The organism is Euzebya tangerina (assembly GCF_003074135.1).
Lineage (GTDB): Bacteria > Actinomycetota > Nitriliruptoria > Euzebyales > Euzebyaceae > Euzebya > Euzebya tangerina.
The window spans coordinates 513,989-532,390 of sequence record NZ_PPDK01000001.1 but is presented as its reverse complement, the minus strand read 5'-3'; the positions used below and the strand labels follow the sequence as shown (position 1 = coordinate 532,390).

General features: G+C 69.0%; 21 protein-coding genes. 11 read left to right on the top strand and 10 right to left on the bottom strand.

The genetic code is table 11. The features are described 5' to 3' along the window. Positions 1-4: 4 nt before the first annotated feature. The 3 genes from hepT to C1746_RS02545 are packed head-to-tail and all read right to left on the bottom strand — an operon-like array spanning position 5 to position 1,501. Positions 5-394 carry a type VII toxin-antitoxin system HepT family RNase toxin gene (gene hepT / locus C1746_RS02555; protein WP_162867292.1) on the bottom strand — a complete coding sequence of 130 codons (390 nt, stop codon included), beginning with the start codon at positions 392-394 and terminating at the stop codon, positions 5-7. A 47-nt stretch (positions 395-441) separates the two neighbouring features. Next, positions 442-852 (bottom strand): nucleotidyltransferase domain-containing protein, encoded by a 411-nt coding sequence (locus tag C1746_RS02550; RefSeq protein ID WP_116713128.1) that lies wholly within the window; start codon positions 850-852, stop codon positions 442-444. A 58-nt stretch (positions 853-910) separates the two neighbouring features. Then, the gene (locus tag C1746_RS02545) at positions 911-1,501 is read right to left on the bottom strand and encodes a dienelactone hydrolase family protein (protein ID WP_116713127.1); all 591 of its coding nucleotides are present in this window, start codon (positions 1,499-1,501) and stop codon (positions 911-913) included. A 29-nt stretch (positions 1,502-1,530) separates the two neighbouring features. On the opposite strand from C1746_RS02545, the gene C1746_RS02540 reads away from it, so the two are divergent. Further along, on the top strand, positions 1,531-1,710 hold the full coding sequence (locus C1746_RS02540; protein ID WP_205711662.1) for a hypothetical protein: 180 nt from the start codon (positions 1,531-1,533) through the stop codon (positions 1,708-1,710). A gap of 22 nt (positions 1,711-1,732) precedes the next feature. On the opposite strand, the gene C1746_RS02535 is transcribed toward C1746_RS02540, so the two are convergent. Then, positions 1,733-2,101 carry a DUF4440 domain-containing protein gene (locus C1746_RS02535; RefSeq protein ID WP_162867291.1) on the bottom strand — a complete coding sequence of 123 codons (369 nt, stop codon included), beginning with the start codon at positions 2,099-2,101 and terminating at the stop codon, positions 1,733-1,735. An 80-nt stretch (positions 2,102-2,181) separates the two neighbouring features. After that, complete coding sequence (locus C1746_RS02530; RefSeq protein ID WP_116713125.1) at positions 2,182-3,138, bottom strand: quinone oxidoreductase family protein; 957 nt, start codon at positions 3,136-3,138, stop codon at positions 2,182-2,184. Between the two features lie 126 nt (positions 3,139-3,264). Here C1746_RS02530 and C1746_RS02525 point away from each other — a divergent pair, with 126 nt between their 5' ends. Genes C1746_RS02525 through xseB form a run of 4 tightly spaced genes read left to right on the top strand, consistent with a single transcriptional unit; the run spans position 3,265 to position 6,994 of the window. Next, positions 3,265-4,326, top strand: a complete 1,062-nt coding sequence (locus C1746_RS02525) for an NAD-dependent epimerase/dehydratase family protein (RefSeq protein ID WP_205711661.1) — start codon at positions 3,265-3,267, stop codon at positions 4,324-4,326. After that, positions 4,323-5,366 carry a lysophospholipid acyltransferase family protein gene (locus C1746_RS02520; RefSeq protein ID WP_116713124.1) on the top strand — a complete coding sequence of 348 codons (1,044 nt, stop codon included), beginning with the start codon at positions 4,323-4,325 and terminating at the stop codon, positions 5,364-5,366. The genes C1746_RS02525 and C1746_RS02520 overlap by 4 nt, the downstream gene beginning before the upstream one ends. 45 nt (positions 5,367-5,411) lie before the next feature. Beyond that, the gene (xseA, locus tag C1746_RS02515; protein WP_116713123.1) at positions 5,412-6,776 is read left to right on the top strand and encodes an exodeoxyribonuclease VII large subunit; all 1,365 of its coding nucleotides are present in this window, start codon (positions 5,412-5,414) and stop codon (positions 6,774-6,776) included. Further along, on the top strand, positions 6,773-6,994 hold the full coding sequence (xseB, locus tag C1746_RS02510) for an exodeoxyribonuclease VII small subunit (protein ID WP_116713122.1): 222 nt from the start codon (positions 6,773-6,775) through the stop codon (positions 6,992-6,994). The genes xseA and xseB overlap by 4 nt, the downstream gene beginning before the upstream one ends. Before the next feature lie 41 nt (positions 6,995-7,035). Here the strand turns inward: xseB and C1746_RS02505 are convergent, their stop codons facing one another. Further along, positions 7,036-8,646, bottom strand: a complete 1,611-nt coding sequence (locus tag C1746_RS02505) for a cell wall-binding repeat-containing protein (RefSeq protein WP_162867290.1) — start codon at positions 8,644-8,646, stop codon at positions 7,036-7,038. A 196-nt stretch (positions 8,647-8,842) separates the two neighbouring features. After that, the gene (locus C1746_RS02500) at positions 8,843-9,691 is read right to left on the bottom strand and encodes a sugar phosphate isomerase/epimerase family protein (protein ID WP_162867289.1); all 849 of its coding nucleotides are present in this window, start codon (positions 9,689-9,691) and stop codon (positions 8,843-8,845) included. Positions 9,692-9,758: 67 nt separating this feature from the next. Between C1746_RS02500 and C1746_RS21845 the strand changes: the two genes are divergently transcribed. The 5 genes from C1746_RS21845 (at position 9,759) to purB (ending at position 13,562) form a co-directional block, all read left to right on the top strand. Next, positions 9,759-10,436, top strand: coding sequence for a hypothetical protein (locus tag C1746_RS21845; protein ID WP_162867288.1), 678 nt, complete (start codon positions 9,759-9,761; stop codon positions 10,434-10,436). Beyond that, positions 10,433-10,687, top strand: coding sequence for a glutaredoxin family protein (locus C1746_RS21840; RefSeq protein WP_162867287.1), 255 nt, complete (start codon positions 10,433-10,435; stop codon positions 10,685-10,687). The genes C1746_RS21845 and C1746_RS21840 overlap by 4 nt, the downstream gene beginning before the upstream one ends. 63 nt (positions 10,688-10,750) lie before the next feature. After that, positions 10,751-11,446, top strand: a complete 696-nt coding sequence (locus C1746_RS02490; RefSeq protein WP_116713119.1) for a redox-sensing transcriptional repressor Rex — start codon at positions 10,751-10,753, stop codon at positions 11,444-11,446. A gap of 2 nt (positions 11,447-11,448) precedes the next feature. Then, on the top strand, positions 11,449-12,108 hold the full coding sequence (locus tag C1746_RS02485) for a precorrin-2 dehydrogenase/sirohydrochlorin ferrochelatase family protein (protein ID WP_116713118.1): 660 nt from the start codon (positions 11,449-11,451) through the stop codon (positions 12,106-12,108). A gap of 26 nt (positions 12,109-12,134) precedes the next feature. Next, positions 12,135-13,562: an adenylosuccinate lyase gene (gene purB, locus C1746_RS02480; protein WP_205711660.1), complete on the top strand. Its 1,428-nt coding sequence runs from the start codon at positions 12,135-12,137 to the stop codon at positions 13,560-13,562. A 56-nt stretch (positions 13,563-13,618) separates the two neighbouring features. On the opposite strand, the gene C1746_RS02475 is transcribed toward purB, so the two are convergent. Further along, positions 13,619-15,160 (bottom strand): hypothetical protein, encoded by a 1,542-nt coding sequence (locus C1746_RS02475; RefSeq protein WP_162867286.1) that lies wholly within the window; start codon positions 15,158-15,160, stop codon positions 13,619-13,621. 35 nt (positions 15,161-15,195) lie between these two features. Continuing rightward, complete coding sequence (purD, locus tag C1746_RS02470; protein ID WP_116713116.1) at positions 15,196-16,464, bottom strand: phosphoribosylamine--glycine ligase; 1,269 nt, start codon at positions 16,462-16,464, stop codon at positions 15,196-15,198. A 57-nt stretch (positions 16,465-16,521) separates the two neighbouring features. Here purD and C1746_RS02465 point away from each other — a divergent pair, with 57 nt between their 5' ends. Continuing rightward, entirely contained in the window at positions 16,522-17,325 is an 804-nt protein-coding gene (locus C1746_RS02465) for an SDR family NAD(P)-dependent oxidoreductase (RefSeq protein WP_116713115.1), read from the top strand. 12 nt (positions 17,326-17,337) lie between these two features. On the opposite strand, the gene C1746_RS02460 is transcribed toward C1746_RS02465, so the two are convergent. Further along, a complete protein-coding gene (locus C1746_RS02460; RefSeq protein WP_116713114.1) occupies positions 17,338-18,306 on the bottom strand; it encodes an oxidoreductase in 969 nt (322 codons plus the stop codon). Between the last annotated feature and the right edge of the window lie 96 nt (positions 18,307-18,402).

The window sequence follows — 18,402 nt, the reverse complement described above, 5'->3', positions numbered from 1 at the left end:
CTGCTCAGTCGGCCTGGTCGCGCAGCCATCGCGCGACCTGTCGGCAGTACTCGTCGTACTGGCTGACCGCGCCTGCGATGGCGTGGGCGACGATGTCGAGATCCAGGTCGTCATACTCGTGCACGAGACGGTTCCGAAGGCCGGTCGATGGCGCGAGTTGATCCGCCAAGGGCCGAGCGATCATCTCAAGATCCGCGGCAGCGGCGAACGACTGGTGATAGTCCGCTGGAGTGGTCATCCCGTGACTGGTCACCGCATGGGCGTTGATCTTCACCGCTAGGTCGACGAGCTGCTGCAAGGCTCGTTCCACCGCGAGTCGCCGTTCGATGTCTGTTCGCAACTGCTCGCCCGTGACGGATTGATGACGGCGGAGGACATCGAGGAGTTGCCGCATCTCTGTCAGGCGACGCTGGATGGCGTGCGGACGGAGCGGACCTGGACTCACTGGGCCAACTGCTCCAGCTCGAGGTCTCTGAGCCACTGGGTGTCCCACAGCATGGCCAAGGTCACCATCTGTGCCTCGGCAAAGGCTCCGACGTCGCGCTCCCAGATCAGTCGGCCGGGGCCCAGCGCTTCCGAGCGTGGAACCGTGCCCGCACGGTTCAGGTCCAGCACATCGATCTTCTCACTTCCCGTCAGCTGGTACAGGTCCTCGAGCAGCGCCAGCACGTTCATGGTGCCGCCGTGCCCGACAGCGAGGTCGAGGTCGGCCGCCGGTCCCTCACGGAGGGCGCTGCCGAACGCAACGATCAGGTTGAGATCATGTCGGTGGGCCAAGGCGTCGAGGCTGCCCGACCGTTCGGCATCGAGGAGTCGCCGCAGTGCCTCGCGTGGCTCATCCGTTGGCGTCATCAACCAGGATCGTAACGGTCAAGAACCACGGCTCACGATCATCAGCGTCCATCGGACTTTACGTCGAGACGGCGTCCAGCAGATCGAGTGAGCGACGCAGCACGGCGTCGGTCGCCGTGGAGTCGTAGGACGGCAGCGAGGAGTCCATGAAGAGGTGGCCGTCCCCGGGGTAGGTGAACAGCTCAGCCAACTCGGGGCCGGCGGCCGCCACCAGCTCTCTCGCCGCATCGATGTCGCCCTCGTGGGCGAAGAACTCGTCGTCGTCCATCCCGTGGACCTGGACCCGGACGGTCTCAGGCCAGGGCCCGACGGCCCACTCGCCGGAGATCGGCAGGCACGCGGCGTAGAGCAGGGCGCCGTGGATGCCGGCTCTGGTCTGCGCCAGGCGTTGTGCGTGAGTGACCCCGAGCGAGATCCCGGCCAGAACGAGGGAGTCGGCGTCTGTGCTCGCCTCGTCCAGAGCCTCCTCGGCGAGCGTCTGCAGGTGCTCGGCACCAAGATCGTTCTTGATGGCAAAGCCTTCCTCGAAGGACGTCGCCAGTCGGCCCTCGTACAGATCAGGGGTGTGCACCTCATGGCCCTGAGCTGACAGCCGGGAAGCGAACCCGCGCACGCCATCCGTCAGACCGAGGACGTGATGGAACAGCACATGTCAACGACGAGCTTCGATGCACGCTGGTGCGTGCTCGAATCCCGGCTGACGCGGCGAGGGAGTTCTGGGCAGGGGTGCAGGTACTCGCTCGTCGCTTCTCACAGATCCCCCGGGAAGGGGATCAGGTCTACGGCTTCGCGGCGGGGCTGTACCCCACCGACGCACCAACGCGTCCGGCCGCCCAACCAACCGACCATCAGCCATGAGACATCCACCAGCGGGACCGAGTCAGGACACCGTCCCCTGGTGGAACCGCATGCGCCACGGGCCCTCAGCCCGATCCCACATGCTGGTTCGACGAGTCGACCGCTCCGGCGTCATCAAGTCGTAGGTCAGCAGTATCGCGTTGCTCGACACGGCCATGGCGAGAATCCGGGTCAGGATCACCGAGTCCTGGCCGGACATGCTGCCGACCCGGCTGGTGATCGCAGCCACGGCGTCGTCGCGGGTGAGCCGCCGACCGCTCGCCCCGATCTCGTGGAAGTCTGGGGCGATCAGGTCTACCAGGGCCTCCAGTTCGTGCTCGCCGGGGACGATCAGGCGGTACTCGGCGGCCCACAGATACTCCACGGTCGTCGAATGGAGGCTGTCGGTCACGCCCGTGATCCTGCCATGGGAGGGTGCGTGGCTCGTGACCGCAGGACCTCGGACCGTAGGGGCCCCCTTGGGCGGCGACGTCAGGCCGTGACGTCCAGTGTGACCTTGCCGGTCGTCTTGCGGTCACGCATGTCCATGTGGGCCTGCGCGGCATCCCCCAGGGCGTACGACGGTCCGGTGATCGGTTGGAGATCGCCGGAGAGGACCATGCCGAACAGCTCCTGCAGCGGTCCCTGGATCATGCCCGGTACGTCCGTGAAGCAGTGCACCAGCCAGAAGCCCGCCACCGTCCGACTGCGACTCATCAGCGCGCCCAGATCCACTGGCGAGGGGGCTTCCCGGCTGGCCATGCCGAAGAAGGCCATCCGACCGAAGGGGGCGAGCGCAGCAAGGCTCTGGTCCGTCACCTGTCCGCCGGTCATCTCGAGGATCACATCGACCTTCCGCCCCTCGTTGGCCGCTTCGATGTCATCCTTGAGCGTCTCGCTGGCCGGGTCGATGCCGACGTCCGCGCCGAGATCGAGCGCGATCTGACGCTTCTCCTCACTGGAGGCCGACGCCAGAATGCGCCCCGCCCCCCACCGTCGGGCCAGCTGCACCGCCAGGCTGCCGACCCCTCCTGCGGCCGCGTGGATCAGGACCGACTCTCCCTCCTGCATCGGCGCCGAGGTCTTCAGCAGGTGATAGGCGGTCAGCCCCTGGACCAACAACGACAACGCCTGCGCGTCGGCCACCCCGTCCGGGATGGGGATCAGCTGCCCCTCCGGCACGACGGCCTTCTCGGCGTACCCGCCCGTGCCGCTGAGCATCGCGACGACCCGCCGGCCGTGGGCGGTCCCGGCGACCTCGCCACCCGGAATCATCGGCAACGTCTGCTTCGACAGGTAGGAGTTCTCGGCCTGATGGGTGTCGGCGTAGTTGACCCCCGCGAGGGTGACGTCGACCACGACTTCGCCGTCTCCCGCGGTCGGGTCGTCGAGCTCCGTCAGCTGCAGGACCTCGGGACCGCCGAACTGTTCGATGTGGATGGCGCGCATGAGCCGGACCGTACCTGCAACACGACCACGAACCCAACCACCGTTTCGACCGTCTCCCGGCCGGTCTCACCCCTCGCGAGTAGGTAGGTTGGTCGCCTCACGACGGACGAACGGAAGCGACGGCTGGTGCGAACACCAACTGCGGATGAGGGTGGTCGGCGAATCCTGATCACCGGCATCGCCGGCACCCTTGCCGGCCGCTTGGCGCTGCGTCTGGAGGAGGACGACCGCGTCGACTACGTCGGCGGTGTCGACCTGCAGCAGCCCTCCCACGACTTGAAGCGAACCGAGTTCGTCCGAGCAGACCTGCGCAACCCGCTGGTCGCGCGCGTGATCGAGTCGACGCGCGTCGACACCATCGTCCACATGTCGATCGTCGCGGAGCCCGGATCAGCCGGTGGCCGGGGTCGCATGAAGGAGCTCAACGTCATCGGCACGATGCAGATGTTGGGCGCGGCGCAGAAGGCGCCGATGGTCAGGAACCTGGTCCTCCGCTCCACCACCGCCGTGTACGGCGCTCACTACCGAGACCCGGCGCTGTTCCGCGAGGACAACCAGCCGCGGACCGCCCCGCGGAGCGGCTACACCAAGGACATCACCGAGGTGGAGGCATACGCCCGCGGTCTGGGTCGTCGTCGCCCGGACATCGACCTGACCATCCTGCGGTTCGCCAACATCATCTCCTCGACCATAGAGACCACGATCACCAAGTACTTCGCGCTGCCGGTGATCCCGACGGTCCTGGGGCACGACCCGAGGCTGCAGTTGCTGCACACCGATGACGCCGTCGAGGTGCTGTACCGCGCCACGATGGGCTCCCATCCCGGCATCTTCAACGTCGCCGGACCCGGCATCGTGTACCTCTCCCAGGCCGCCCGGATGACTGGCCGGCCCTCCGTCCTGGTTCCTGCGGCGATGGCGGGAATGCTCTCCACGGCGCTGCAACCGCTCACCGGGATCGACATCACGGGCGAGCAGCTGCCGATGCTGCAGTTCGGGCGGGTCGCCGACATCACCCGGATGCGTCGCGAGTTCGACTTCGAGCCGGCATACAGCTCCAAGCAGGCACTCCAGGAGTTCATCGATGCCGGCCGGGTCCAGCCACTGCTGGATGCCGACCAGGCCGGCACGGTCGAGCAGCGGGTCGGCGATGCGCTCATCGGCGCGTTGGGAAGGTTCACGGCATGAGTGACCCATCAGGCGCCGAGATCATCCGGCTGGACTCGCGCCGCCCGGGCTTGGCCGTCCCGGACGCCGACGCCACGGCTGAGGACGACCGGCAGGCCACGTCCCGTTCGACGACGGGCCGGCAAGCTGGTCAGCACGACGGCGCACGGGCCCGTGATCGTCCCGTGGTGGAGCCGCCGACGATCAGCGGGCAGATGGGCGAGGAGCTCGAAGCGGCCGTCCGCAGCATCCTGGCATTCTTACGACGCCGGATGACCGGAGAGTACGAGGTCGACGCGTACGGCTTCGACCGCGAGCTGACCGAACAGGTCGTCATGCCGCTGGCTCGGCCGCTGTACCAGCAGTGGTGGAGGGTGAGAGCCGCCGGTCTGCGCCACGTCCCCAACGAGGGGGGCGGTCTCCTGGTCGCCAACCACGCCGGCACGCTCCCCTTCGACGCCGTCATGACCAAGCTGGCGGTCTACGACGAACACCCCAAGCGACGGCATGTGCGTGAGCTGGCAGCCGATCTGGCCCTGCGAACCCCGGTCGTCGGACCGCTGGCGCGCAAGACCGGCAACACGTTGGCGCACAGCGAGGATGCCATCAACCTGCTCCAGTCCGGCGAGCTCGTCGGCGTCTGGCCGGAGGGGTTCAAGGGGATCGGCAAGCACTATCGTGACCGGTACAAGCTGCAGCGCTTCGGTCGGGGTGGGTTCGTCGAGGTCGCCATCCGCGCCGGTGTCCCGATCATCCCGGTGGCGACCGTCGGGTCGGAGGAGATCTTCCCGATCGTCGCCAACGTCAAGCCGTTGGCCCGCTTGCTGGGCGTTCCGTACTTCCCCATCACCTGGCAGTTCCCGCTGCTCGGCCCCTTGGGGCTCGTCCCCCTGCCCTCCAAGTGGGTGATCGAGTTCGGCGAGCCGATCCCCACCGAGAGCTACGGCCCCGACGCAGCCGACGACCCGATGCTGGTCTTCGAGATCACCGACCGGGTCCGCGACACGATCCAGCAGATGATCTACCGCAACCTGATGGGGCGCCGCTCGATCTTCTTCTAGGCGTCCCACCGAGGTGGTGTCGCACTCACGTGCCAAGGTGGGGCCATGTCAACCAGGTCCTCCGCACAGCGAACCTGGACGCCCTCCCAGATCGGTCAGCGGATCGAGCAGGTCGTCAGCGAGACGATGGCCAACACCTTCTGGGTCCGCGGCGAGGTATCCGACGTCAGCCGCACCGTCCGCGGGTCGTGCTTCCTCTCCCTGATCGAGAGCGACGAGTCCGGCCGGGTCGTGGCCCGCCTGCCCGTCACGATGTCGCCCGGCAAGGCTCGGCTGGTCGACCGTCGGATGGCCCGCGTCGGGCAGCCGCTCACCGAGGGTCTGGACATCCGCCTGCGCGGCCACCTGGAGTTCTACACACCGGGTGGCCGTCTCTCGGTGGCACTGGACGACATCGATCCGGCCCACACGGCCGGCGCGATGGCCGTGGCGCGACGGGCACTGCTGGAGGAGTTGCAGGTCGAAGGTCTCATGGACGCCAACCGAGGACGAGCCCTCATCCGGCTTCCGCTGCGGGTCGGCCTGATCACGCGTGGCGGGTCGCAGGCATTCCACGACCTCACCGACGAACTCAGCGCCAGCCATCTGCCGTTCCAGGTGACCCTGGCGTCCACCAGCGTCCAGGGGCCTCACGCACCGGCGGAGATCTCTCTGGCACTCCACAAGCTCGCGGCCACGGGTGCGGTCGACCTGATCCTGCTCACCCGCGGCGGCGGTGCCGAGGTCGAGCTCGCCACCTTCGACGACCCGCTGGTCGCCCGGGCGGTTGCCTCCTGTCCGGTCCAGGTGTGGACCGGCATCGGGCACCACCTGGACGTCCCTGTCGCCGAGCAGGTCGCGGCCCGGTCGTTCAAGACGCCGACAGCTCTGGCGCAGGGCCTGGTGGAGACCGTCCAGCAGGCCGTGGACGCCACGGAGGGCTGCTGGGTCGGGATAGCCAGCTGTGTGGCCCGCCGGCTGCGCGACGAGCGAAACCGCCTGGAGCTGGCCGGCCGCCGGACGCAGAGCGCCCGCGTGGGCCTCCGGGGTGCTGCGGGCCGACTGGACGCTGCCACCAAGCGGCTGCGGGTGACCGCCGGACGGGTGGTCGGTGACCAACGTCGCCACCTGACGGAACAGCACGACCGGGTCGCATATGCCGCACATGCCCTGGTGGCGAACGCGTCCCAGACCCTCGACGGGCACGCCGGGCTGGTCGAGGCCTACGACCCGGCACGGCTGCTGCAGCGCGGCTGGTCCGTGACGACCACGGGGGACGGTCGCCTGGTCACCGCACCGGTCGCTACGGGAACGACGCTGCTCACCACCACTCGTGGCGGCAACATGACCTCGACGGTGACCGACGACACCGCACCACCACCGCCCCCGACAGCGCCCCCGAGAGCGCCGAAGGCCGCCGATCAACCATGAGCACGAAGAAGTCAGCCGCCACCGACGCGGCCGAACCAAGCTCCTATGCCGAGGCCGAAGCCGAACTCGAACAGATCCTCGAGGCGCTCGAGTCCGAGCAGGTCGACGTCGACGAACTCTCCGCGCACGTGGCCCGCGCACGAGAGCTGATCACCTGGTGCCGCGCAACCGTGGCCAGGGCGGAGGTGACCATCACCGAGTTGTTGGACGAGGGCTGACGACGCCGGTGCACATCAGCGGCGCCTGAGCGGTCGGACGGCTACTCGGGCTCCTCGTCCGCCAGTGCCTGCGCCGCCTGGGCCGCCACCGTGTCGCTCAGCGCAGCGTCGCCGCCGAAGAACGTGATGGTCGTCAGTGGCCCGCTGTCGAGCAGGTACTGCAGCACCCCCTGCTCCATCGAGTCGCGCGGGCTCAGCAGCAGCGGAACACGCAACGCCGCCGCGTAGGCACCGCCGGAGAGCCCGTCGGGGAACGCCTCGGAACTGGCCATCATGACCTGGTCGAACTCCGGGAAGGTCTTGGCCATCTCCACGGACACCGCCGAACCGGTTGCGCCCGACACCCGACTGGCGAAGTCAGGAGCCGCCGCGATGGCGATGTCGCCCACAGGTGACACGACCGAGTCGGGGTGGCGGTCGATGTAGTCCTGCACCACCTGCGGGATGCCGCCACGGTCAATCAACACCACGGTGGCATCCAGGGTCGTGGAGGCCGCACCGGACACCAGCGCACCGGCGAACTCACCCCCGAAGGCCAGCAGGATGTTGGTCGGGTCGGCGTTGGCCGACTCAGCGGCAACCACGCTGGTCTCGAAGCGGTTGTCGCCGGCCACGCGGGTCACCGCATGACCGGATTCGAGCAGCGCGTCCTCCACCGCCTGTGACACGGCCAGGGTGCCGCCCATCAACCTGATCGGCGCCGACGGACCAGCAACACGCTCGATCTCGTCCAACACGATCTCGGGCAGGAGTTCGAACGGGGTCAGCAGGACCGGTCCGTTGACGGCACTGGCCAGAGGGGCGGCGACCAGCGCATCGGGGAAGGTCTCGGAGGAGGCCAGGACGACCTCGTCAGCGGCCCCATCCTGGAAGGAGGCACGGGACACCTCGATGGCCGTGGTGATCCGTTCCGGGCCGAAGAGTCGGGGGATCCGGTCGGCCTGAGACTGGGCGATGGCACCGCGCGGGATGGTGATCCGGCCGCTGTCGGGGGCGTTGTCCCGTGGGCTGGCCTCGAACGAGCCGTCCGCATCCCGCCCGTAGAACATCGACACCGTCGCAGTCAGGTTGGTGGGCGCAGACACGCAGGACTGGGGAACCGAGGCCTGATAGGTGCCGTCCTCGAACGTCGCCACGCCGTCGCAGGCGGAGCGGTTGTTGTTGTCGAAGACGTAGTACTCGAAGCGGTCATCGGTCCGCCCCTTGCCCAGGTTCAGCGTCCTCGACTCGCCCTGCCGATCACTGAAGAACATGATCACGGCCGAGCTGAACCCGTCCCAGTTGGGATCCGTTATGGGGTCGGTTGGCTCCGCCACCGTGACGGTGAGGTCCAGGCTCTCCGAGCCATAGGCCACGCACCACTCGACGATGTCGGCTTGTGGCACATCCGTCGGGTCTCCGTTCAGGCCCAGTTGCACGTCACCCTCGACGTCGCTGTAGCACCCCGTCGCGGAGAACTGCATCGGCGCCGGCCCCGCCGGTGGCGCGGTGACCGGGGGAGCGCTGAACGACTCGTGGGTCGCGGCCCCACCGGCAGCAGCCCCCACCGGACCGACGGCGGCCAGCAGCGCCCCGACGACCGCCAGAACCACACCCAGAACAACCCTCGGCACTCCGACCGCCACCCGCACCTGCTCCTCGCCCCTGCTCATTGCCATCGCTCCCTCATCAGTCCTCTCACGACTACCGACCGTGCTGCCAAGCATTATCCAATCTGGCCGGCACCGCCAACACTTCGGTCGGCAACTTGCCGGCGAGGTCACGTGACGCCGGCGGTCGTGAGCTGGTACACCAGCGCGACGATGATGGCGACCATCAACGCCGCGAGCGTGAACATCGTGCCTCGTCTCATGCCTGCACCTGTCTGATCCGCGGAGCCGGGACGTCCAGTGTCCCTGCAAGACCCGCCTCGACCTTGAGTCGTTCGCGGGCCAGGAAGCTCACCAGCTCCTCCCGGGAATCCAGGTACTCACGACAGTCCAGTTCCAAGGTGATGGTGCCCGCCCAGCCGGATTCGCCGACCTCGCGCAGGAAGCGGCCGAGGTCGAGCACACCGGTGCCCATCGGCGCGTGGGAGTCCTTGCCGTTGCCGTAGTTGTCCGCGACGTGCAGGTGCACGATCTTGTGCGACAGCGCCCGCCACATGTCCAGCAGGTCGATCTGAGCCACCGCGCAGTGGCTGGTGTCCATCACCAGCGAGTCGAACTGCGCCATCTCCTCGATGGTGATGACGCTGGAGAACGAGCGTCCGGCCACGGGGAACAGGTTCTCCATGCCGAACGTGACGCCGGTCGACTCCTCGAGTTCGGCAGTCTGCTCGCGCAGCCACCGTCGGCTGCGCACCTCCCACCGAAACGGTGCATGGGCCACCATCACGTCGGCCCCGATCTCGGCTGCCAGTTCCATCGACGCGGTGGTCTTCTCGGCGAACGACCGGCCGAACACGTTCCGCAGCAGCAGCAGGAAGGGACCGTGCAGGGCTGGAACCTGGATGCCGGCGCCCTCGGCAGCAGCCAGGATCTGCGCGGCATTCCGGGTGTCGTCGTTGTGGCCGACCATCACCTCCGCTGCGCCGTACCCGGCCTCGGCGATGCAGTCCATGACGTAGGACAGCTCGGTCATGAACAGTGGGCCGGTGGCGGCCAGCAGGCGAGGGCGCGGGCGATCCGCGGCGGGTGGGGTGGAACCGTTGCGCATCCGCGACCACCGTATCCGCGGCGTGGCGGCGTATCCGTCGGGTGGCTCAGCTACCCTCGGCGGAGCCATGAACCCCATCTTCCCGATCATCGCCATAGGTGTGGCCTGGCTGTTCAGCGCCCAGCTGGCCAAGCAGTGGTGGGACCGTCGACGAGCCCACGCACTGGCGTGGGCCGGCGCCCTGTTCCTCTTCGGGTTGGGGCACGTCTGCGTGCTCATCGGGATCACGGCTGGGTGGACGCCGCCGGTGTTCGGCACCTACTGGCTGAGCGGTGCGCTGCTGAACGTGCCGCTGCTCGCCATCGGGCAGTTGCACCTGCTCGACGACCGTCGTTCGGTGATCTGGTGGACACTCGCGGGGCTGGCCGTGGTCTGGAACACCGCGTTCACGATCGGCGCGGAGTACGACACCGCCGTCCTGGCGGCATCCACGACGGTGCCGTCCGGCGAGTCCGTGATCGGCGGATCGATCGCATACGGACTGCTGCGACCGATGACCTACACCTTCGCGATCGTGGTCATCGGCTCGGCGTGGTCGGCGTGGACCTACAAGAAGTGGTCGTTGCTGCTGATCGCGCTCGGAACCACCGTTGCTGCGGCCGGGTCCAGCGTGATCGGCTCCACCGTGGACTACCTCTTCCCGATCCTGTCCGCCTCCGGGGTCCTGCTCATGTACGCGGGCTTCCGGGCGGTGAGCGTGCCGAAGTCAGCCCCCGCGACCGATGTCGTGCCCACCAACGCGTGAGCACGATCACGCTGTACACCCGGCAGGGCTGCCATCTGTGTGATGAGGCGGACGCGATCATCCGGCGGCTGGCGACGCCGGAGGACGTGATCAGGCTCATCGACATCGATGCGCACCCGGACATCGCCGACGACTACACGGTGCGCGTGCCGGTCGTGGTGGTGGACGGCGTCGAGGTCGCGCAGCTGCACGTGAACGAGGCCGCCCTGGCAGCGACGCTCGCCGCGAAGGAGCCCTCATCAGGTCGGTGACGAACCACGCTCGTCGCGGTGCCGGTTTCGATTCGGGCGGCGCGCCCGTTACAGTCAGCGACCATGACGTCCAGGCAGATTCCCGAGGCGTCGGTCGCACGCCTGCCCGTCTACCTGCGGACACTCATCGACCTCGCCGAGACGGGAGCCGACACCGTGTCCAGCGAGGCGCTGGCACGCTCCTCGGGCATCAACTCCGCCAAGATCCGCAAGGACCTGTCCTACCTCGGGTCCTACGGCACGCGCGGTGTCGGCTACGACGTGGACTACCTCATCACCCAGATCTCCCGAGAACTCGGGTTGACCCAGGACTGGGCGACGGTCCTGGTCGGCGCGGGAAACCTGGGACAGGCTCTGGCCAACTTCGCCGGGTTTGCTGAACGGGGGTTCCGGATCGCGGCGATCATCGACTCCGACCCGGCGAAGCACGGGCAGACCATCGGCGGCGTGCAGATCGAGCCGATGTCCGAGATCGCCCGGGTGGTGGAGGACGAGCAGATCTCCATCGCGATGATGGCCATCCCGGGGCCCGTCGCCCAGGACGTGACCGACCGACTGGTGGCGGCCGGAGTGACGTCGATCCTGAACTTCGCCCCCGCCGTCGTGAGCGTCCCGGAGGGTGTGTCCCTCCGCAAGGTCGACCTCTCCATCGAGTTGCAGATCCTGGCCTACTACGAGCAGCAGCGGCTGGCGGAGTCGATGGGTGCGGCGGTCGACCTTGCCACGTTCGATGGGTTGGTCGTCGACGGAGTGGACTGACCATGTACCTGCCGCTCATGCTCGACATGGCGGGCCAGCCGGTCGTGTGCGTCGGGGCAGGGCCGGTGGCAGCCGGCAAGCTGCGACCGTTCGTCGCGGCAGGTGGGGCAGCCGTCGTGATCGCGCCCGAGGTCTCCCCGGCCATGACGGCGCTGATGGAGGCTGCGGAGGAGTTGTCCGGCACGCTGCACCTGGTTCGACGATCCTTCCTGCCAGCTGACCTGGATCGCAGTCCTCGGATGGTGATCGCTGCCACGGCGCGGCCGGACGTCGACGATGCCGTCAGCGCCGCCGCGGACCGCCGAGGCGTGTGGTGCCTCCGCGTCGACGGCGGGGAGCAGGGCAGTTCGGTCGCACTCCCGGCAATGGTGCAGGACGATGGGGTGACGGTGGCACTGACAACCGGTGTGCCGGCGCTCAGCCGGCGCCTGCGGATGGAGCTGCAGGCGGAAGTGGCGCAGAGGTGGGGGCCCGTCGCCTCCGTCCTGGCGGCGCTGCGGCGCGATCCGGTCGTGACGCGACACCTGGACGACCTGCCGGCGGATGTTCGACGCGAGCGCTGGCGGGCCGCGGTGGACGCGGCGATGGCAGTCTCCGATCTGCCCGAGTCAGCACCGCCTGCTGGTCTGGACGAGCTGGCCCGAACGGCGTTGTTGGACTAGCTGCGCACCTGTGCGACCCTGCCCGTGTGACCAGCGACACGATCCCGAACGTCCTCGCCGCCCGGTACGCCTCCCCGGCCATGACCGCGGTGTGGTCGCCGACCGGCAAGATCCAACTGGAACGCCGGCTGTGGTTGGCGGTCCTCCGGGCGCAGCGTGGTGAGGGCGTGCCGGTGGCACCCGAGGTGATCGCGGACTACGAGCGTGTGGTCGACGATGTCGACCTCGACTCGATCGCCGCCCGCGAGCGCATCACCAAACACGACGTCAAGGCGCGGATCGAGGAGTTCTCGGCGCTCGCCGGGCACGAGGACGTCCACAAGGGCATGACGTCCCGGGACCTCACGGAGAACGTCGAGCAGCTGCAGATCCGCAACGGTCTGCGGTTGGTGCGCGATCGCTCCGTTGCCGCCCTCACGATGCTGGCGCAGCTGGCGGTCGAGCATCGGGACACCGTGATCACCGGGCGCACCCACAACGTCCCGGCCCAGGCCACGACGCTGGGCAAGCGCTTCGCGAACGCTGGCGAGGAGTTGCTGCAGGCCACGCAGCGGCTGGAGGAGCTCATCGCTCGCTATCCGCTGCGCGGAATCAAGGGCCCCGTCGGAACCCAGGCCGATCAGCAGGCGCTCCTCGGTAGCGCCGAGGCGGCAGATCGGCTGGAGCGTGCCGTTGCCGAGCACCTCGGGTTCGACGCGGTCCTGGACGATGTCGGGCAGGTGTATCCGCGGTCGCTGGACCTCGACGTGGTCTCAGCGCTGGTCCAGGTCGCCTCCGGCCCCTCCTCCCTGGCGACGACGATCCGGCTGATGGCGGGGAACGAGCTGGCAACCGAGGGGTTCCTCCCCGGCCAGGTCGGGTCGTCGGCGATGCCGCACAAGATGAACTCGCGCTCGTGTGAGCGGATCAACGGCTTTGCGACGATCCTGTCGGGCTACCTGACCATGGCCACCGGGATCGCCGGGCACCAATGGAACGAGGGTGACGTCAGCTGCTCGGTGGTGCGCCGGGTGATGCTGCCGGACGCGTTCCTGGCGATCGACGGGCTGTTCGAGACCCTGCTCACCGTGCTGGGGGGTCTGGGTGCCTACCCGGCGGTGATCGGGCGGGAGCTGGACCGCTACCTGCCGTTCCTGGCCACGACTCGGGTTCTGGTCGCCGCTGTCGCCAAGGGTGCCGGCCGCGAGGCGGTCCATGAGGTGATCAAGACCCACGCCGTCGCCGTGGCGCTCGCGATGCGGGAGGAGGGGCAGCAGACCAACGACCTCGCCAGGCGGCTGGCCGCCGACCCCGACCTGCCGTTGGACGGTGACGAGATCGAGGCGCTGCTGGCCGACCCCGCCGCCTTCGTCGGGGCGGCGGGGCAGCAGGTCGACCGCTTCGTGGCCAGGGTGGACATCTGGCGGACCCGCTATCCGGAGGCAGCGGAGTACCGGGCCGGCGAGATCCTGTAGGGAACGAGCGCCACGAGTCGGGTGTGACGCCCCGGACGGTGGAGGATCTGTCGGTTCTACCGGCCGGGGATCAGCCAGACGGGGCTCCACGCCTCGGAGATCTCGATCTCATCGCCCGAGGAACCGGTGAGCGTGACCGACTGACTGGCGCCCGACCGGACCCCCGCCGCCTCGCGCACACCGTCCGGGTGGAGTGACACCGACACGACCTCGCCGATGGCGACCTCCGACCCCTCCTCGTCGGCTCGCAGGACGACCGGGCTCGTGGACTCGTCCTCGATGACGTCGACCACGACGACACGCCCGTCGTCGGATTGGCCCGCGACGCCTGCCACCGACACCTCCTCCAGATGGGACGCGGTCGTGCCGGTTGTCATGTCCACAGCCAGGACGCCGTTCTCGCCAGGCGTGTCACCAGCCGCCCAGACCCACGGCCGGTCGCCAGGGGTGGCCGGGACCAGGCCGGTGGAGCCGGGAACCGCCTCGACGGTGCCCGCGTCCACATCCGCCAGCCGCAGTCCTCCGCTGGTCTGGAGGAGCACCCGGCCGCTGTCCGGTGAGACCCGCGGCGTGCCCTGGACACTGCCGGTGGAGGGGAAGGCCGTGGTGGTGCCGTCCGCCTGAACCAGCGCGCTCGCGGTGCCGACGATCAGGACCCGCCCATCGGGGAGCGGTACGGGCAGACGGCTCCCGGCTGCTGGAATCGTGACCTGATCGGGCTCCTCGGTGGCACCGTCCGCTGCCTCGTCGCCGATCGGCTGGTCGATGTTGCCCACGGTCTGCAACTCGGTGTCCTCGGGCCCCTGACGCTGCAGAACCGCCCCCTCCGGCGTGTCCAGCAGGCTCACCACCGTGCCGTCAGGTGCCATGTTGAAGCGAGCGGCCCCGTCCAGGTCGAGCAGTTGGCCGTTCTCCGAACCGAGCAGCTGTGGTGGGCCGCCAGCCAGCAGCACCCGCTCGCCGTTGGGGCTGACGCGCACCAGATCTGCCTGTCCGGTGACCACGCCGGGCAGGACGATCGGCTGTCCTCCGTCCAGACGCAGCAGCACCGAGCCGTCATCGTCGGCCCACAGCGCCACCCGTCCGTTGACCTGCGGCCGCACCGCCGGGGTGCCCGAGGGGAACGACAGCAACCGCAGCCGGGGGATGGCGACGTCCAGCAGCGCCCAGGAGCCGTCGAGCAGCTCGATGAGCGCCCACCGGCTGCCGGCCTCGCCGTGGACCCGCCGGGCGTTGGGCAGTCGGAACGCCTCCACCAGCGCCCCCTCCTCGTCACGGACCACGACGTCGGTGGCAGCCCGATTGGTCGCCGGCCCCTCAAGTGTCACCAGCAGCGTTCCCTCCAGCGGTGCCTGCGGAGCTGCCAGCGGCGGATCATCCGCGGACTGCTCCACGGCAGAATCCGCCGGTTGAACGCCGTCGGGTGGGGTCACCATCTCCTCGGTCGCCTCGACCGCTGCTTCCGACTCCGTCGGGTCGGGCTCCGGCTCGCTGTCGTCAGTGCAGCCCGCAGCAACCATCGCCAGGACCAGCAACAGCCAGCCCAGGCGGCTCGACTTGAGACGCGGGCGTACGCGCGATCGGAACGGAGAACTCACCGACCGCTCACCGTACTGCGACTCGGGTCCGCAGGTCAGGTCGTCGGCGCCGCCGCGATGTCGGACCTCGTGTGCGCCCCCTCGAAGGTGATCGACTCGATGGCCTGATAGGCCGACGACCGGGCAGCGGCGATGTCAGGGCCGGTGGCACTCACCGCCAAGACGCGCCCCCCAGCGGTGACGACCTGTCCGCTCTCATCGCGTGTCCCGGCGTGGAAGACGGTGACCTGATCGCTGGTCGCGGCGTCGAGCCCTTCGATCACACGACCGGTCTCGTAGGCGCCGGGGTATCCGCCGCTGGCCATGACAACCGCGACGCAGGCCTGGTCGGCAAAGGTGAGCGGGGCCAGCTCGGCAAGCGTCCCCGTGGCACAGGCCATCAGCACCTGGCCGAGGTCACTGGTCAGCCGGGGCAGGACGACCTGGGTCTCGGGGTCACCGAAGCGGGCGTTGAACTCGATGACCTTCGGCCCCTCGGCCGTCAGCGCGAGGCCCGCGTACAGGACTCCGGCAAAGGGAGTGCCATCCGCCGCCATCTGGTCGATCACGGGCTGGAGCACCGTGCGGCGCAGGTCCTCGACGGTGGCCGGATCGACCGCGGGGACCGGTGAGTAGGCGCCCATCCCGCCGGTGTTCAGGCCCTGGTCGCCGTCCAGGGCGCGCTTGAAGTCCTGGGCCGGCTGGAGCGGTACGACCGTGGTGCCGTCGGACAGCCCGAAGAGGGAGCACTCAGGGCCGTCCAGGAACTCCTCGATCACCAGGCTGGCGCCGGCAGCGCCGAAGACACCTCGGACCAGGGCGTCGTCGATGGCCTCCTCGGCGTCCGCCCGATCGGCACAGATCCGGACCCCCTTCCCGGCGGCGAGTCCGTCGGCCTTGATCACATACGGGGGCGCGTGGTTGGCCAGTTCGGCCTTCGCCTGATCCGGGTCGGTTCCTGACCAGTAGCCCGCCGTCGGCACTCCCGCGGCGGCCATCACCCGTTTGGCGAACGTCTTCGACCCCTCCAGCTGTGCCGCGGCCCGCGTCGGTCCGAACGCTGGGACGCCCGCCGCTGCGAGCGCATCGACGACTCCAGCCACCAGCGGGGCCTCCGGGCCGACCACCACTAGGTCGGCCAGGACCCCTTGAGCCAGGGTCACCACCGCGTCCGGGTCCGTGGCGACGACATCGCGGATCGTCGCGACCTGGGCGATGCCGGCGTTCCCAGGAGCGCAGACCACCTCGGTCACCGAGGTCGAACGGTCGAGGGCCCAGGCCAGCGCATGTTCACGGCCACCGCCGCCGATCACGAGAACTCTCATGTGTGGCATCCTGCCAGTCCCAGCCACGAACAACCGCCGCACCAGGGACACCCGCCGATGAGCCTGCCCGACCTCACCGAAGCCTCACTTGCCGATCTGGTCTCGCTCGAGGGGCGCACTGCCGTCATCACCGGCGGTGCTGCTGGCATCGGCGCGGCCATCGCCCGCCGCTTCGACGAGGCCGGAGCACACGTCACGATCGCCGACCTCGATCTGGCCGCTGCCGAGAAGACCGCGTCCGAGCTCAGTCGTGCCGCGGCAGTTCACTTGGACGCCTCGAACTCGCGCCAGAACATCGAGGTCGCCGAGGGAGTGGTGGAGGAGCACGGGCGGCTCGACATCTGGGTGAACAACGCCGGCATCTACCCCTTCGTGGACCTGGTCGACATGACTCCGGAGCAGTGGCACACGGTGATCTCGTTGAACCTCGACGGCGTGTTCTTCGGCTCCCGTGCCGCCATGCGGCCCATGGTCGCGGCCGGCCGCGGGGTCATCATCAACCTCGCGTCGACCGCCGCGTACGGCGCTGAGGGTGGCGGCATCGCGCACTACACCGCCAGCAAGCACGGGGTCCGAGGGTTCACCAAGGCCCTGGCGTTCGAGTTGGGTCCCTCCGGCGTCCGGGCGGTTGCCCTCGCCCCGACCCTGGTCGAGACACCCGGGACGTTGGCGGACCGGGACGCCATCTCGGCCGGCATGGGCGTGGAGAACGCGCACGATGCGTTCGCCGAGCAGATCCCGGCCCGTCGCATCGGCTACCCCGACGACGTCGCCAGGGTCGCGTACTTCCTGGCCTCGGACCTGGCCGCCTTCGTCTCCGGCGACACGATCCTGGTCGATGGCGGCTTGCGCTCCCGCTGAGGTTGGGGACGATCAGGCGTCGGCCAGCAACGTCTCCGAGAGGGACCAGAGCCGCGCCGCCGCCTCGTCGTTCGTGGCGTGTGGCGCCACGCCCAGCCACCGCGGCGTGTCGGATGTCACTGCCGCGGCCACGTCGGTGTCCTCGCAGTAGACGCCTCCCAGACCCTGGAGTTGCGGGCTCGTGGCCGCCCACAGGGTCGTCGAGCAGCCCTGGGTCGTCGACTTGAAGAGGTCCTGGACAGCCGGGTTGATCTCGCCGTCCTCACGCCGCCAGCCCAGGGCGACCTCCTCCTCGAGGGAGAGATGTCGCTGGAGGGGTGTGAGGATCCCGCCGGGGTGGACGCTGTACGCGCGGCCCCCGTCCTCCTCGAGTAGCGGGGAGAGATGCCGGGCGAACAGGGCGTTGGCCGTCTTGGACTGGGCGTAGGCCACCCACTTGTCGTACGTGCCGTCGCTGAACTGGATGTCGTCCCAGCGGATCCCGTTGCGCTTGTGGGCCACTGATGAGAGCGCCACGACCCGAGGGGCTTCGGCTGCCCGGAGCGTGGACAGCAGTCCGGTGGTCAGCGCGAAGTGGCCCATGTGGTTGATGCCGAACTGGGTCTCCCAGCCCGGACCGACCCGGCCCTCTGGCGTGGCCATCACACCAGCATTGGTGATGAGGAGGTCGAGGTGGCTCACAGCCCCGCTCACCTCGTCGGCGAACCGTCGCACCGATCCAAGGTCCGCCAGGTCCATCGCCGAGCGTCGCACGTCCCCCTCGACCGCGGACAGCGCCTCCTCGGCCTTCTCGGGCGAGCGGACCGGCACGAAGACGGTCGCGCCCCGCTCAGCCAGCGCTCGGGTGGTCTCGATGCCGATGCCGGAGTACCCACCGGTCACGACGGCGGTGACGCCGTGCAGGTCGACGTCGTCGAGCACCTCCGCGGGTTCGCTCTTCGGCCCGAAGCCGGAGCCCACCGGGTGTTGTCGCTGATCCATGTCGACAGGATGACACACGTGGATCGCGACAGGAGGAGCGCGGCCGAGGGGACCGCCGACGGCCCATCCAGGGGATCAGAGACGGTGGGAACACCC

Excerpts from the sequence above, each read along its gene's own strand:
- hepT (WP_162867292.1), bottom strand. The coding sequence starts at position 394 with ATGCGGCAACTCCTCGATGTCCTCCGCCGTCATCAATCCGTCACGGGC.
- C1746_RS02550 (WP_116713128.1), bottom strand. The coding sequence starts at position 852 with ATGACGCCAACGGATGAGCCACGCGAGGCACTGCGGCGACTCCTCGAT.
- C1746_RS02530 (WP_116713125.1), bottom strand. The coding sequence starts at position 3,138 with ATGCGCGCCATCCACATCGAACAGTTCGGCGGTCCCGAGGTCCTGCAG.
- C1746_RS02520 (WP_116713124.1), top strand. The coding sequence starts at position 4,323 with ATGAGTGACCCATCAGGCGCCGAGATCATCCGGCTGGACTCGCGCCGC.
- xseA (WP_116713123.1), top strand. The coding sequence starts at position 5,412 with ATGTCAACCAGGTCCTCCGCACAGCGAACCTGGACGCCCTCCCAGATC.
- xseB (WP_116713122.1), top strand. The coding sequence starts at position 6,773 with ATGAGCACGAAGAAGTCAGCCGCCACCGACGCGGCCGAACCAAGCTCC.
- C1746_RS02505 (WP_162867290.1), bottom strand. The coding sequence starts at position 8,646 with ATGAGCAGGGGCGAGGAGCAGGTGCGGGTGGCGGTCGGAGTGCCGAGG.
- C1746_RS02500 (WP_162867289.1), bottom strand. The coding sequence starts at position 9,691 with ATGCGCAACGGTTCCACCCCACCCGCCGCGGATCGCCCGCGCCCTCGC.
- C1746_RS21845 (WP_162867288.1), top strand. The coding sequence starts at position 9,759 with ATGAACCCCATCTTCCCGATCATCGCCATAGGTGTGGCCTGGCTGTTC.
- C1746_RS02490 (WP_116713119.1), top strand. The coding sequence starts at position 10,751 with ATGACGTCCAGGCAGATTCCCGAGGCGTCGGTCGCACGCCTGCCCGTC.
- C1746_RS02485 (WP_116713118.1), top strand. The coding sequence starts at position 11,449 with ATGTACCTGCCGCTCATGCTCGACATGGCGGGCCAGCCGGTCGTGTGC.
- purD (WP_116713116.1), bottom strand. The coding sequence starts at position 16,464 with ATGAGAGTTCTCGTGATCGGCGGCGGTGGCCGTGAACATGCGCTGGCC.
- C1746_RS02465 (WP_116713115.1), top strand. The coding sequence starts at position 16,522 with ATGAGCCTGCCCGACCTCACCGAAGCCTCACTTGCCGATCTGGTCTCG.
- C1746_RS02460 (WP_116713114.1), bottom strand. The coding sequence starts at position 18,306 with ATGGATCAGCGACAACACCCGGTGGGCTCCGGCTTCGGGCCGAAGAGC.